This window comes from Microcoleus sp. K5-D4 (genome assembly GCF_036704575.1).
Classification (GTDB): domain Bacteria; phylum Cyanobacteriota; class Cyanobacteriia; order Cyanobacteriales; family Microcoleaceae; genus Microcoleus.
The window spans coordinates 1-13,295 of record NZ_JAUBSD010000129.1; the positions used below are offsets into that span (position 1 = coordinate 1).

A 13,295-nucleotide genomic window follows, 5' to 3' on the forward strand; every position below is an offset into this window, starting at 1 on the left:
GTTCGTAATTCATATTATTCAGCTAATTTTTTCTTTTATTTTACTAGAGCGCTCGCACTTTCGCAAGAGGTCTATTATAAGTATCGCCGACGCGAGCGCTCAGTCTATTCAGTTCGGCAGCTAAACTTTGATATACAAAATCGTAAGTCTCTAAACTCCACTGGCTGCGGCGAAGTTTGAAATTTTGCCAATTTTGATAAATTTTATTAAAGTTTTCACTGGACATTAATATGTTTCCTATCTGGCAATCTGTATTTGCTAGGGCTTGAAAATTCTTGTCTATCTTGGCTTCTCAATCGGTTCGGGATTCTGGATTGCTTAAATTAGGATTGAAACTCTGATAATTTAACAGTTGAAGTTTCGGTATGTATTCCCTAAACTGGCGCAGCGGGCGCAGGTATTGATTACCGTAGATTTCTTTTTGGGAAAAATCAACCCTGCTGTTAATTTCGGAAATCAGCAGGTACATGATTAAGGTTAACGGTATTGCAAATAGAAAACCGATTAAGGTAAATTTTTGAGGATAGCTCAGCCGATCCATTAAATGGATAGCCAAGGATTTTCGGTTCATAATTGATACATTTAAATAAGATTATACTAAAAAAGTAGCGATCGCTACTAAAGTAATTTCGGGGACACTCGCTCTAGAAAAGCACAATGCTAATACAATTAATCAGCGATAGCGGATTTAATTTCTAAGGCGTTTTCGTCCTGTTGCAACAAATTTTGCGGCATCCCTGTGATATCCTTGGCTCAGTTCGCCTTCCACAGTCTAAAACACGTTTAGCAGTTTTGGAACGCAGAATAGTAATTTGTACTGAGATTCGGGGGCAGGATTAGAGGCTTTTAAGAATATTTACTTAAGCATAAATTTTTCTTAATACCCGGAGACAAAAAGTAAAAATTAAGTAATAACTGGGTAGTGCAAGTTTCCTGAAACACAACTGCCTGCAGCAAGTAGGAAATACTTGCGCCGCACCAGCAACCAGCAGTCAAGTCGGTTCTGCACAAAGGAACCAATAGCACCAGCAATAGTGTCTAAGTAAGTATCTGCAGTTGAGTGTTCAGGAGCGATCGCGCATTGTGTAAAGTGAGGCAGAGGGCGTATGATGAAAAGAATCTCCAAAAATAAATCCCCAAAGAATAAAAACCGAGAGCAAAAGCAGCCCAATCCTGTAATCTTGGCTTTGGTGCTGACAGGAATTCTGGTATGGGAAATGTATCCGGCGCTAAGACACACCGCTGCGGCTAACGCGGGCGCTCTCAAAGATTCCCTTGCCCAGTTGGAAAGGCAACAGCAGCAAACCGCGCAGCAATTTTCCTCAGCCGCGGTGTCCCATAAAATCAGCTATTCGGTATTGGCACTCAATACTCTAATTTCCGAACCGGGGAATTTTGCCGAGGGTACGCGCAAAAATCCCCCGAACAAATTGCCCGCCACCGTAGCAGCAGCAGTTCGCAGAGAGTTGTCGGACTCCACTGGCATTGGTGCTGACAAGTTGAAAGTAACTGAATCGAGCGAACAAAGTTGGCCGAATACTTGTTTAGGACTCTCGAAAGCGGATGAAATTTGCGGTCAAATGATTGTCGAAGGTTGGCGGGTTGTGGTTTCTGATGGTAGGCAAACTTGGGTTTACCGTACTAATGCTAGGGGAAATATCTTGCGTTTGGAAAAAAAGTTAGCTAGGTAAATGTACCCCTGTGAAATGAAATATAAGTTTCCTTTTGGAACAGGCATCTTGCCTGTTCCACAAAGTGTGAATTTTCTGGTGGGAAGTTTCTTGTGGGCTTCTTGAAACAGGCAAGATGCCTGTTCCAAAAAGTGTGAATTTTCTGGTGGGAAGTTTTTTGTGGGGTAAGCACGCCTGTCCCTTAAATCAACCTGGGAGTTGGTTTCTTTCGATGATGCCGCCGCCCAACAGCACTTCTCCGTCATACCAAACAGCCGCTTGTCCGGGGGTAATGCTCAACTGCGGTTCGTCAAAAATCAACTTAACTCTTGTACCGCCGACTTTTTCCTCTGGTTGGGAGGATTGTACAGGAATAATGGTAGCGGGGACGGGGTGCGATCGATATCGAATCTGTACCTGAGCCCGAATCGGAGCCATCGGCGCAGCCACAGAAACCCAATTCACTTTCTGGACTGTACATTCAGATTCTACTGCCAACTGTCGATCGCCCACAATTACCCGATTGCCAGCAGCATCAAGTTCAATCACGTACAGCGGTTCCGCGGCAGCAATTCCGAGTCCCTTCCGCTGCCCGATGGTGTAGTGGTGCACACCGTCATGCTGTCCGAGCACCCGTCCTGACTTGTCCACAATGTCACCCTTTTGCGGCGCAATGTACTTATCCAGAAAAGCCCGCATCGAACCGTTACTTTCCACCAAGCATAAATCCTGACTTTCCGGCTTATCAGCAGTTGTCAAGCCAAATTCTGCCGCAATTCTGCGAGTTTCTGTCTTGGTAATTTCCCCCAAAGGAAATTCCGTACCCGCCAACAAATCCTGTGTTAGATCGTACAAGAAATAAGACTGATCTTTCGCAGGGTCGATCGCCCGCAGCAACTGATAACGACCCGTAGCAGCATCGTAAGTAATCCGAGCGTAGTGGCCTGTAGCGATTTTTTCAATTCCCAGTTCTTCGCGAGCATACTTAAGCATTGGCCCGAACTTCACAGTTTTATTGCACTGCGAACAAGGCAAAGGCGTAACTCCTGCACTGTAACCCTCCACCAAATAATCGACAATACTTGCCTGAAAGACCTCGCGGCTGTCAACAATGTGGTGGGGAACGCCCAAATCTTCGCAAATTTTAGCTGCATCGACCATTCCCTCAGAGCAGCACTGACCTTTGCCCTTCATCAACCACAGCGTTAAACCCACCACTTCATATCCCTGATGGTGTAAAATTGCGGCTGCTGCGGAACTATCGACCCCGCCGGAGAGGCCTACAACAATCTTGTTCATGGTTGGAGAGAAATTGCTATTTTACTGTTACTTTGTTCGATCGAGCTAATTTATTATACCACAAAGATACTACAAGTTGCCACTGCTGCTGTTAGCTGAAATTTTAGCACTAATATGACTATTCAAAAATTTGTTGTCACCGCCGACCAAATGCGGCAAATAGAAACGAGAATTTTTGCTGCTGGAATGCCAGTCGCAGCTTTAATGGAAAAAGTCGCGGGACTGATTGCTAGACGCATTCAGCAGCTTTTGAAGGTGGAAGGAAGTTCGGCAACGGGCAGTGTACGGGATTTAACGGATAGAAGGAAAAGGGAAGAAGGGAAAAATCTTGTTAATTCTCAATTGCCAATTATCGGCGTATTGGTTGGCCCCGGACACAACGGCGGCGATGCTTTGGTTGTTGCCCGCGAATTGCACTTTCAAGGGTTCCAAGTAGTTATTTACTGTCCGTTTTCTAAACTCAAAGAACTAACAAAAAATCACGCTGATTATGCGCGTTGTTTAAATATTCCATTTTTTGACAAAATTGAACCGCTGAAAAAATGCGATTGGCTTGTAGATGGTTTATTTGGATTCGGATTAGAACGAGAAATTAATAACGCCACTGCCGCAGCCATGGATGAAATAAATAACTTAAATATACCAATTTTAAGTATAGACATTCCATCGGGAATTCATACAGATACCGGAGAAGTTTTGGGAACGGCAATCAGGGCAAAACATACATTATGTTTGGGTTTGTGGAAAATGGCTTTTCTGCAAGACAGAGCGTTAGAATATATCGGCAGTTCCGAATTAATTGATTTTGATATTCCCGCAGCAGATATTGCAGCAATATTGGGTGAAACGCCAGCAATACAACGCATTACAAAAGCCTCGGCAACTCAGCATTTGCCGTTACCCCGATCGCCAATTTCGCACAAATACACCAACGGTCACTTACTAATTATTGCAGGTTCCCGCCGCTACAGCGGTGCAGCAATTTTGGCAGCATTGGGAGCAAGAGCAAGCGGCATCGGAATGCTGTCAATCGCTGTTCCTGAGTCGATTAAACCGATGTTGAGCAGCCAGTTGCCAGAGGCATTAGTTATAGGATGTCCCGAAACCCAAAGCGGTGCAATTAGCGAGTTGCCAGTAGCAATTGATTTGGGCCTCTATGATGCGATCGCCGCAGGGCCAGGTCTGACATTGGAAGCGGCAATAGCTGTAGAATCTCTACTGGAGAGCGATCGACCTCTGGTTTTAGATGCTGACGGTTTAAATATCCTCGCTCAACTCGGCACAGTCCCGATTTTGTCGGAACGTTCAGCACTTACAATTATCACGCCTCACCCGGGTGAATTCAAGCGTTTATTTCCCGAATTAGCCGACGAAACCGGCGATGATCGAATTGCGGCAACTCAAGCAGCAGCTCAGCTTTGTGGCGCAACGATATTGCTCAAAGGAGCGAGAGTTTGCATAAGTTGGAAGGATGAGGGCGATTCCCTACAGGATAACTACGCTTCACGTATCATCACCTACCTCAATCCCGAAAGCACCCCAGCCCTCGCCAGAGGCGGCAGTGGCGACGTTCTCACAGGCTTGTTAGGGGGACTATTAGCAACTGCGATCGCCCGCAAATCCCCCCCCCAATCAGTTGCAGCAACAGCAGCTTGGTGGCACGCTCAAGCCGGAATCATGGCTGCCAAAGAACGGACGGAATTAGGAGTAGATGCCTTTACTTTGACACAGTATTTAATTCCAACATTGCGAGAATTTACTGAGTAAACAATCAACATTAGTTGGTAGGGTGCGTACCCCGCATCTTTGTATTGGGTAGGTGTCCACCGCGCACCTTACCCCTTGGTTTGTATTGACAACGGAAGTCCTCATAAAAATATTACAACTTGTATTCGTTATGACAAACCAACGGGTAACTCAAACGAGTGACACTCACATGAGTGACACTCCAAAAAGTGACTGTGCATCCACAAATCCCACCAGTTATACCTGAAATATCAAACACCAAAACTTAAATGTTGAGAGGAACCACATTATGTATACCGAAGAAAGAAGCTTGAACAATGAAACTATGGCTCTTGTCGCCGATACTACTGCTCAATCAAGTCTTACATTTGCTGAAACCACGGGAGTCAACAAACCCACTTTACAAATGGGTTCAACAGGTCAAGCTGTCAAGGAACTACAACAGCTTCTATATCATTGGGCTTATTATTTCGGGCCGATTGACGGTATTTTCGGCGTCCAAGTTCAAAACGCGGTCAAAGGCTATCAACACCGCGTTTTTTTAAAAGAAGATGGGATTGTCGGCCCTATCACTTGGGAAGCACTATACTCTGGTGCACCTGTGAATATGCCGATCGTCATGAAGGGCAGTTCTGGTAATGCTGTTAAAATTGTTCAGAATGTCTTGAAAATCAATGGATACTATTTCGGCTCCATTGACGGATTCTTCGGGGCGATGACAGATGTAGCCGTGCGACAATTGCAACTGAGCAAGGCTTTACCGCAAGATGGAATTGTCGGCTACAGAACTTGGCACGCCCTCAGCAAGTTACCGCACTAATGACTGGTTGGCTTCACTTTCAGTCATCGCCAAAAATCGGTAGCTCAATTAGGGATTTAGGCTTTACCTAAGTCCCTAATTATCGTTAAGGGGAAGGCAGCGCGCGGGAAGGGCGATCACAAATTCTCTTACCGTTCTCGGCGATGAAAAATATTCTCGACTTTTCCGTGTTTATTTCTTACTATATCTTAGGAAATTGGGAGTCACAATCCGGTTTATTTCTCTTCTGATTTAGTTGTAAATAGTTGCAATCATAAAATTATTATTCCGATACTTACCTAACAAGACTTAGGCATGGAGGGCTTATTCCCGGTTTCTACGAAAAATTCCAGGTTTAGTAACGAGAAATTTAGGAATCAACCGGGTTTTTAAGCCAAGCGCACGCAAGTCCCGAACTAGCCTTTGATGAACTTTTCTAATTTTTGAGCCATCTTCTCTATCATTCCCTCCGAAGTATCTCCCGCCGATGATTCAGCTTCAATACGCTTGACCACATCCTCTGAAAGATTCAGCAACTGCACTAATTTTTGATAAGCTGCGGCTTCTTCAGCGTTAATTTTTGGTTCGTCAGGAGTGCGAGAACTAGATGAAATCACTTCATAGCCGAGTTGCAGGACTAATTCCCTTTCATCTTGAGTTTCTAGTTGACCGATCAACTCGTCAAGGGGAATATTTTGCATAATATAATCCCGCAATTCTTGTTGCATTTGTTGTCCGTCGGTATCTGGGGCAAACAAACTGCAAAAACGATCGAGCATTAAATCAACTTCTTCTGTCGCGAGTTGGCCGTCAGCCCAAGCCATCGAGGCAACAATTCTCAGCAGATTCATCTGGCGGGGCGTAATTGATGGAGGAGGTGGGGTTTGCATAATTAAAATGGGTAATTGGGAATTGAAAATTGGTAATTGGGAATTGGGAATTAGGAATTGAGCCTGATTCCTTCTTGTCTTTTCTTTCCCGTTCCCCTTCATTTATGTCACAATTTCGACAGAGGAACTCCCAGCCATCCAGTAAAGTTTTGTTTCTGAATAGCGGTGGGCTGTTCCACCGGCATAATCGAGTAGCGGCCAGGCCGGGGCGGCGCGAGAGTCACACGACGAGTCCGCAGTTCGTCTTGGTGAAAAACTGTCACCTCTATTGTGTCCCCCGGCTGATAATCTTTAAGCCTCTCGCCCGCTTGTTCTGAATTTACCCGAAAACCTTCGATCGCCAGCAACTCGTCCCCAGCGTCAATTCCCGCCAATTGTGCCGGAGAGCCTATTTCGACAAATTTAACCATTTCCCGCCCGTTTTCCGATCCCAACGTCCAACCGATGCGAGGCGTTCGGTCAGTTTCATCTACCCAAATTTGCAGCCCGAAAGGTTCGAGATATTTGTTGTAAGGCAACTCTTCTGTACCGTCTATATAGCGCGCAAAAAAGTCGCTCAAATCCATGCCTGCGACGGACTCGATCGCACTTTGCAACTCTTCGGGAGTAAAGCCTATTTCTGCGGGCAGCGAAGGAGAATTTAAGTCTCCGTTTGATGTCAAATGCGCCGATTTGCCGTCTGTTTCCGACTTCAGGTCAAAATCGCCATTTTGGGCAGAATTAGCATTGCCAAACTGCTGCCACATCAAACGCATCACATCGTCGAGCGATCGCTCATTGCCGTGTCTAGCTCGAATCAACAAATCGAGCAAAAACGAAACAACTTCCCCTTTCAAATAATAGGAAATCTGCGAATTATCGCTGTTAGCATCCCGGCGATAAAGTTTAATCCAAGCATCCCAGCTCGACTCGCTCAGAGGCTGCACGTTCCGCCCCGGAGTCGTCTGCAAGCGAGTAATTTCCTTAGCCATACCTTGGAAAAAACCTTTCACGCTGTAGAGACCCGCTCGAAAAGGAATCACCAAATCGTAATAACTGGTAGTGCCTTCAGAGAACCATAAAGAAGGAGTGTAATTTTCTTTTTCGTAGTCAAATACTTCGAGAGCTTTCGGTCGAATGCGCTTGACATTCCACAGGTGAAAAAATTCGTGAGCTACCAACTGAATAAAGCGTTCATACTTTTCCTTAGCCCGAAAACCAAAACGCGGATAGTTGAGAGTGCAGCTCTCCTTGTGTTCCAAACCGCCAAAACCCGAGCCAGACAAATGCAGGAAAAACACATAGCGTTCGTAAGGCAAACCGCCGAACATTTTTGCCTCGACTTCGATCACTTTTTGGATGTCTCGAATCGTGCGATCTGGTTCTAAATTGCCTTTCCCCCAAACAACTAGCTGGTGGGGTTTTCCCATCACTTCAAACTCGTACACTTCGTGATAGCCAATCTCAAAAGGACTGTCTACCAGAGTGTCAAAATCCGCAGCAGCGAAAGTAAGATTTTGGCGAGAAACAGGTGGCAAAGTAGTAACGGTGCGCCATTCAGGCTGCGGCGGCACAACGGTTACGGTGTAGCAGTTGCTCTCAAAACCGGGCAAGAAAAAGCACAAAGCCGCCGGATTAAAATAACCGTGAGTCGAGTCTAAATGATTGGTTCGCACTGTCAGTTCATTGGCAAAAATGCGGTAGAAAACCGTGACATCTGACACGGAATTTGTCTCGATTTGCCAGTGATTTTTGCTGAGCTTGCGCCAAGGTAAAGCACGCGCGGCGTAGCTATCCCGTAGGGAATCGCCCACCTGTGAGCTAAAATCTTGCAGGTGGCGGGCGTACTCTCGAACCAAGTAAGAACCGGGAGTCCAAACAGGCATTTTTAAATCCAGAACCTGCTCCGACCAACCTTGCACGCGCAAAGTTACTTCAAAGAGGTGGGATTCAGGATTGGGCATCGCCACCGAATATTGAATTGTCGGTGCTGTTAGTTGCCCCTGACTGTTGCCGGCAGCGGACGAAGTATCCAAACAAGTAACATCAGTCATTGACTTGCCAAATTAATCAAGTGCTTGAGGTTGATCAAATGGATAGTTTGGCGGTCTGGATCGATATTGATCCAACCTTTACTATCAAGTTTTTCCATAATTTTGCTGGTTTCATCTAGGGTGATATCTGTGACATCAGCTAAGTCTTCATAAGGAATATTGAAGATATCTTTGCCCTCAGCAGTTTTCTGACCGTAGTTTTCTGCCAGCTCGACTAAAGTATTTGCTAGTTTAACCGCTGGCTGGCGGTTGCGGAGTTGATAGCGGAGATTGGTTTGGCGCAGCCGCCGTACCATCAGTTGCAGCATCCGGTGGTGCAATTGCGGGTCTTTAAACAGGGTTTGGATAAATCGCTGAGCTGTGACGCTGAGAAGTCGCACTGGCGATAGAGCAAGTACGTCATTCGATCGGGGAGATTCATCCAGAATGGCCATTTCGCCGAAGAAGGCACCCCGTCCTAAAATAGCCATTGATACAGCTCGATCGTTTGACAAGCGGCGGACTTTTACCCAGCCAGACACGACAAAGTAAATCGCGTTGCCCCAAGAATCCTCCATCACTACAGCTCGGCCCGGGGGATACTCATGCTTGACGGCATTTGATAGCAACCCTCCCAAGGTTTCTGGGTTAGCACCCTTAAATAGAGGGAACAGCTCACTGAAAGCTTCTGTCTTCATGCAAACTCGCGGAGGTGGGAAATATGATTAGGCGACACCCAACAGCTAGGGAACGATCGATGTTTGGGAACACAAACAATCTGTTGCTCCTTTAATTGATGATAAGGGTGCAGAGGCCCGGTTCACGTAAAATCGGCAGATTCTTTAATCTTAAACGGGTTTACAAGCCGGCCACTGCCTGTTGAACTTTACCCAACAGAGGTTCTATGTATTCCGGCCAGCCGATCGCGATTGACTGTGTGTGGGCCAGAGTTTCCGGCTCGATCGCATCTTTAGTCCACCTCAGCGGTTGACCTTGCAAGTCGCAACAAACCAATCCGGCTGCTTTTGCTAGAGCCAGAGGGCCGGCGGTATCCCACACTTTAACTCTGCCGTTGAGATACAGGTACAAACCAGCTCTACCGAAGATAACTTCCATCACTTTTAAGCCAAAGCTGCCCAGCGAGTAAAATTCGGCTCCGGGGATGCTTTGGGCGATCGCCCCGGCGTAGTTTTTCTGGTCTTTGTCTCCGAGAACAATTTTACAATTTTGCGCTGTCGGGGCCGGGGGTGGGCACAGGGCGATCGGCTGCGGCGCTTGGGTTCCCACACTTTGGAACAATCCCCAATCTTTGCCACCAAAATACATTTGGTCAAAAGCTGGGGCGTAGAGCCAGCCGGCCACCGGTTCCCCTTCAAGCAGCAGCCCCACCATCGAAGCGTAGTGCAGTTTTCCCCGAATAAATTCTTCAGTCCCGTCGAGGGGATCGATGCACCAGAGGCGTTGGTAATTGGCCCCGTAAGCTGCTCTGGAGGCGCTGTTTTCCTCGGTGATCCTGCCGTCTTCAGGAAACAAAGCGCTAAATGCGGCCGATAGTTGTCGGTCTAGGTATTGATCGATACTCGTCACGTAGTCGTTGGGCCCTTTCTCGGAAACTTCAAAAGGTTCGGCGGCTAGCTTGTAAGCTTCTTGACCGCACTCGCGTAGGGTGTAGCGAATTTTTTGGTCTTGCTCTGGAGAAATATACATGAGGTTAAACATAAATTCTTTAGCTAACTTCAGCATAAAAGCTTAAGTCCTTTGAATCGATCGGCGCGAGTCACTGTTTTTGATTCGTACAGGATTTGCGCCCGGTTGTCCATAAACCCGGTTTCCTAAGCATGAGGGCCGTTGCTATACAAGCCCCAGACAGGAGTGGTGGAATTAAAAAAATTTAGACATGACGGAGAACCCCCAGATTCATCATGTGTAGAGTCAATCTAAAATCTAAAATCTAAAATCTAAAATCTAAAATCTAAAATCGACTGACCGCACCACCACTTTCAATAGTTGAGGATAGAATTTTCTGAGGTTAGATAATTTGTGCCAGCACCAAATTGCAGTTTGTTTGGTGGACAATAAATATGCTGCTGGAGTGCAGGTTTTACTGGAAGCAATGGCCGCCCGGTCGTCATGACTGGGACTCAAGGTAGGGTCGATTATTTAGCTGCCCCGGATCTTGCCAAAGTTGTAAATGTGGGAGATGCAACAGGTTTGCGGGATGCGATCATCCATTTGCTAAAAAATCCTCAAGAAGCTGAATCTCAAGCGCAGCGCGGCTACGAAATGGTTGTGAACCAGCACAACAGCGAACGTTATGTCGATGTTTTAGCCCAGAAGTGGCGATCATCGCTTTAATAAAACTGTAGGGTGCGCCTCGGCGCACCATAAATCACGTCTGCAGGATGCACAATGCACACCTTACTGACATAGATAAAAAGCCCAACTATTTATTACCTAAGTCATATTTAAAAAATCATCAATTATGAGTTGCAGTTCCTAATTAAATCTCATAGCAGTTACTTACCTAGTAAATAAACCGGGTTTGACAAAGATAATCGAAAGGCTTAAGGAAGTATTTTCGTTCATCAAACCCGGTTTCTGTGCCTAAAACGGTTTCACTCAAAACTCCTAAATCAAAACTATTAAGACTCCCGTCCACTCGCCCACTTATCCCGCCATTTCACAGTCCCTTCCGAAACTAAAACCCAGCGGCGACAAACCAGATTTTCTCGCAGCGGCGACAGTCCTTCCCGTAGCAGCGCATACTTATAAGAAATCAACTTCCCCGCACTTTCATTAAAAGGAATTTCCCCAAACCAAGTATTAGTATTGATATACTCTAAGGGGTAGCCCTTACTAATATCCCAATTCCCCAATTCAGGACAATCTCCAATCACCACAATTCTTTCCCCAGGCTGAGTTCTAACGCTGTTAAGCTGCGCCCGCACAATAGTTTTCGCCTTAACTCGCTCTCCGACGCGGCTAAAAATCATTACTTCCCGCGAACCCAACTCTAAGTTGTACAGCATTCCATCTTTAACTTCAAACTTACGGCGGGATAAAACCTCCGTATGCTCTCCATCAGGCAGCTCAGTATCCACCTCTTTAAGTGTCACAGAATTGCCCCGATTCATCGCTACAAACACCACGGAATCGCGATAGCGACGCACGTAACAATAAACATCAGCAGTTAGATATTTTTGCCACTGACTCCCCATCGAAATAGCTGGATTCAGCCGCCGCAAGCCCGACAGCAACCGCACATCTCGATAAATCGGCGAATCAGTATCCCACTTTTCCATCATCGGGCGGTTGTAGGGGTCGTTTCCCCCTTCGGTATCATCGTGAAGATACTGTTCGGTGCCGTAATAAATGCAAGGAATACCGCGAGTCGTCATAATTAAACCTATCGCCAACCGCAGCATTTCTGGATCGGGATTCAACGACTGAAACCTCGGCATATCGTGGTTGTCAATAAAAGTAATCAACTCCGTCGCCCCGTAGTAGCGGTGATCCAAATTCAGGACATCTTGGACTAACTTAAATCCCGCCTCCGCACCCTTTCCCAATACTTCTCGAATTGCCACGCACAGACCAAAATCTAAAATAGTCATCCCCGACTCGTTGACAAATTCCACAGAACGATCGTTTCTAGGGTCGCTGTAAATCCATTCGCCAAAAATGAAAACATCAGGTCTGTGTGTTAAAATGTCAGCATTAAATTCCTGCCAAAACCAAATGGGCATATGCTTGACTGTATCAACCCGCAAAGCATCAACGCCTCTGTCCAGCCATTGTTTAATTGCTGACTTAATGTAATTGCGGTATGCAATATTGTTTTCGTTGAAAGTTGCTAAACCCGAGAGTTCGCAGTTTTGGACTTGCCATTCATCTTCCCAGTTTGTGACTTCGCCGTAGTGGTGATACCAGTCATCTTCATCGTCGTTAAAGTCAGCTATTTTTACGCCGTCGTCGTAGAGTTCCCCTTTTTTACCACTAAAATCTGGGTTGCTGTGGTTGCAGACAATATCGAGCACGAGTTTCATATTTCGCTGGTGCAACTCGTATACTAATTTGTCAAATACGGTATCTTTAGTTTCTTGTGTTTGGTTGATAGAAGGATTGTCGCCTGTGGCAATGAAGCGGGGATTTAGTCGCTTAAAATCTTTAGTCCAGTAGCCGTGAATTGCAGCTTGTTCGACAAATAATGCTTCAACTTGCTCGAACAGTGGAGTCAGCCAAACTGCGGTAACTCCCATATCTTTTAAGTAATCGAGTTTGTCGATAACTCCCTGCAAGTCGCCGCCCCAATATTTACCCCAATCTTTGCCTTCTGGATCGTAAAGTTCTGGGTTGGGGCCTTCGTTATTTGCGGGGTCGCCGTCGTAAAAGCGATCGACTACAATGAAATAAATTGTTTCTTGTCGGAATTCAATGTCTCTGGTGTAGAGAAATTCTAAATCGAGTTCGCTTTCTGGCTTAACTTCTTCTACCAGAGAGTCAATTTTTTCTTCTGGTTCGCTAACTTCGTATTGAGAGGAAGTTTGATTTGGAGTGACTGATGTCATGAGATGTATTTTTTTATATTGTAAGATTGGTCAGTTATTCGGAGCTACAGTCGGAGATAGCTTTCCCCTCTAACTGACTTTTAGAGCATCATACGGAATTTACTCGTTTAATGAAATCTTCCTTTAGAGAGAGGGCAGGCTCATCCTTGAGTATTAGGTGGATGAGAGTTAATATTTAGCGTAATTCTCAATCACAGAGGCAGAGCCTCAAAAACCAGTGCTACCAGGCTGAGCCCATTGGTAACAAGTTAAGCTTGTATGGCAGTTGTCAAGGGGGTTTGAGAAGATGTCTCAAAGAAAAATTGGTTCTG

General features: G+C 45.9%; 12 protein-coding genes. 4 read left to right on the forward strand and 8 right to left on the reverse strand.

Translation table 11 applies throughout. The features are described from left to right. Positions 1-43: 43 nt before the first annotated feature. Together QUA77_RS26870 and QUA77_RS26875 are read right to left on the reverse strand one after the other, a co-directional pair. Entirely contained in the window at positions 44-226 is a 183-nt protein-coding gene (locus tag QUA77_RS26870) for a hypothetical protein (protein WP_333453600.1), read from the reverse strand. A gap of 66 nt (positions 227-292) precedes the next feature. Next, positions 293-571 carry a hypothetical protein gene (locus tag QUA77_RS26875; RefSeq protein ID WP_333453602.1) on the reverse strand — a complete coding sequence of 93 codons (279 nt, stop codon included), beginning with the start codon at positions 569-571 and terminating at the stop codon, positions 293-295. 535 nt (positions 572-1,106) lie between these two features. Here QUA77_RS26875 and QUA77_RS26880 point away from each other — a divergent pair. Then, entirely contained in the window at positions 1,107-1,691 is a 585-nt protein-coding gene (locus QUA77_RS26880) for a hypothetical protein (RefSeq protein ID WP_333037715.1), read from the forward strand. A gap of 186 nt (positions 1,692-1,877) precedes the next feature. Here QUA77_RS26880 and mnmA read toward each other — a convergent pair whose 3' ends face one another. Next, entirely contained in the window at positions 1,878-2,969 is a 1,092-nt protein-coding gene (gene mnmA, locus QUA77_RS26885) for a tRNA 2-thiouridine(34) synthase MnmA (RefSeq protein ID WP_333453604.1), read from the reverse strand. A gap of 114 nt (positions 2,970-3,083) precedes the next feature. Here mnmA and QUA77_RS26890 point away from each other — a divergent pair, with 114 nt between their 5' ends. Further along, complete coding sequence (locus QUA77_RS26890; RefSeq protein ID WP_333453607.1) at positions 3,084-4,736, forward strand: NAD(P)H-hydrate dehydratase; 1,653 nt, start codon at positions 3,084-3,086, stop codon at positions 4,734-4,736. 268 nt (positions 4,737-5,004) lie between these two features. Beyond that, complete coding sequence (locus QUA77_RS26895; protein WP_333037722.1) at positions 5,005-5,535, forward strand: peptidoglycan-binding protein; 531 nt, start codon at positions 5,005-5,007, stop codon at positions 5,533-5,535. 395 nt (positions 5,536-5,930) lie between these two features. On the opposite strand, the gene QUA77_RS26900 is transcribed toward QUA77_RS26895, so the two are convergent. The 4 genes from QUA77_RS26900 to QUA77_RS26915 form a co-directional block, all read right to left on the reverse strand. Beyond that, a complete protein-coding gene (locus tag QUA77_RS26900) occupies positions 5,931-6,404 on the reverse strand; it encodes a TerB family tellurite resistance protein (RefSeq protein WP_333037724.1) in 474 nt (157 codons plus the stop codon). A gap of 107 nt (positions 6,405-6,511) precedes the next feature. Then, the gene (locus QUA77_RS26905) at positions 6,512-8,437 is read right to left on the reverse strand and encodes a M61 family metallopeptidase (protein ID WP_333453609.1); all 1,926 of its coding nucleotides are present in this window, start codon (positions 8,435-8,437) and stop codon (positions 6,512-6,514) included. Next, positions 8,434-9,114: a Crp/Fnr family transcriptional regulator gene (locus QUA77_RS26910; RefSeq protein WP_332985141.1), complete on the reverse strand. Its 681-nt coding sequence runs from the start codon at positions 9,112-9,114 to the stop codon at positions 8,434-8,436. The genes QUA77_RS26905 and QUA77_RS26910 overlap by 4 nt, the downstream gene beginning before the upstream one ends. Before the next feature lie 160 nt (positions 9,115-9,274). Then, a complete protein-coding gene (locus tag QUA77_RS26915; protein WP_333453611.1) occupies positions 9,275-10,159 on the reverse strand; it encodes an inositol monophosphatase family protein in 885 nt (294 codons plus the stop codon). Positions 10,160-10,546: 387 nt separating this feature from the next. Between QUA77_RS26915 and QUA77_RS26920 the strand changes: the two genes are divergently transcribed. Next, positions 10,547-10,771: a glycosyltransferase family protein gene (locus QUA77_RS26920; RefSeq protein ID WP_333453613.1), complete on the forward strand. Its 225-nt coding sequence runs from the start codon at positions 10,547-10,549 to the stop codon at positions 10,769-10,771. A gap of 287 nt (positions 10,772-11,058) precedes the next feature. Here QUA77_RS26920 and QUA77_RS26925 read toward each other — a convergent pair whose 3' ends face one another. Then, positions 11,059-12,984: an alpha-amylase family glycosyl hydrolase gene (locus QUA77_RS26925; protein ID WP_333037732.1), complete on the reverse strand. Its 1,926-nt coding sequence runs from the start codon at positions 12,982-12,984 to the stop codon at positions 11,059-11,061. Positions 12,985-13,295 lie beyond the last annotated feature (311 nt).

Bases quoted from the DNA above. Each gene is read 5' to 3' on its own strand.
- QUA77_RS26870 (WP_333453600.1), bottom strand. From the start codon at position 226: ATGTCCAGTGAAAACTTTAATAAAATTTATCAAAATTGGCAAAATTTC.
- QUA77_RS26875 (WP_333453602.1), bottom strand. From the start codon at position 571: ATGAACCGAAAATCCTTGGCTATCCATTTAATGGATCGGCTGAGCTAT.
- QUA77_RS26880 (WP_333037715.1), top strand. From the start codon at position 1,107: ATGATGAAAAGAATCTCCAAAAATAAATCCCCAAAGAATAAAAACCGA.
- mnmA (WP_333453604.1), bottom strand. From the start codon at position 2,969: ATGAACAAGATTGTTGTAGGCCTCTCCGGCGGGGTCGATAGTTCCGCA.
- QUA77_RS26890 (WP_333453607.1), top strand. From the start codon at position 3,084: ATGACTATTCAAAAATTTGTTGTCACCGCCGACCAAATGCGGCAAATA.
- QUA77_RS26895 (WP_333037722.1), top strand. From the start codon at position 5,005: ATGTATACCGAAGAAAGAAGCTTGAACAATGAAACTATGGCTCTTGTC.
- QUA77_RS26900 (WP_333037724.1), bottom strand. From the start codon at position 6,404: ATGCAAACCCCACCTCCTCCATCAATTACGCCCCGCCAGATGAATCTG.
- QUA77_RS26905 (WP_333453609.1), bottom strand. From the start codon at position 8,437: ATGACTGATGTTACTTGTTTGGATACTTCGTCCGCTGCCGGCAACAGT.
- QUA77_RS26910 (WP_332985141.1), bottom strand. From the start codon at position 9,114: ATGAAGACAGAAGCTTTCAGTGAGCTGTTCCCTCTATTTAAGGGTGCT.
- QUA77_RS26915 (WP_333453611.1), bottom strand. From the start codon at position 10,159: ATGCTGAAGTTAGCTAAAGAATTTATGTTTAACCTCATGTATATTTCT.
- QUA77_RS26920 (WP_333453613.1), top strand. From the start codon at position 10,547: ATGACTGGGACTCAAGGTAGGGTCGATTATTTAGCTGCCCCGGATCTT.
- QUA77_RS26925 (WP_333037732.1), bottom strand. From the start codon at position 12,984: ATGACATCAGTCACTCCAAATCAAACTTCCTCTCAATACGAAGTTAGC.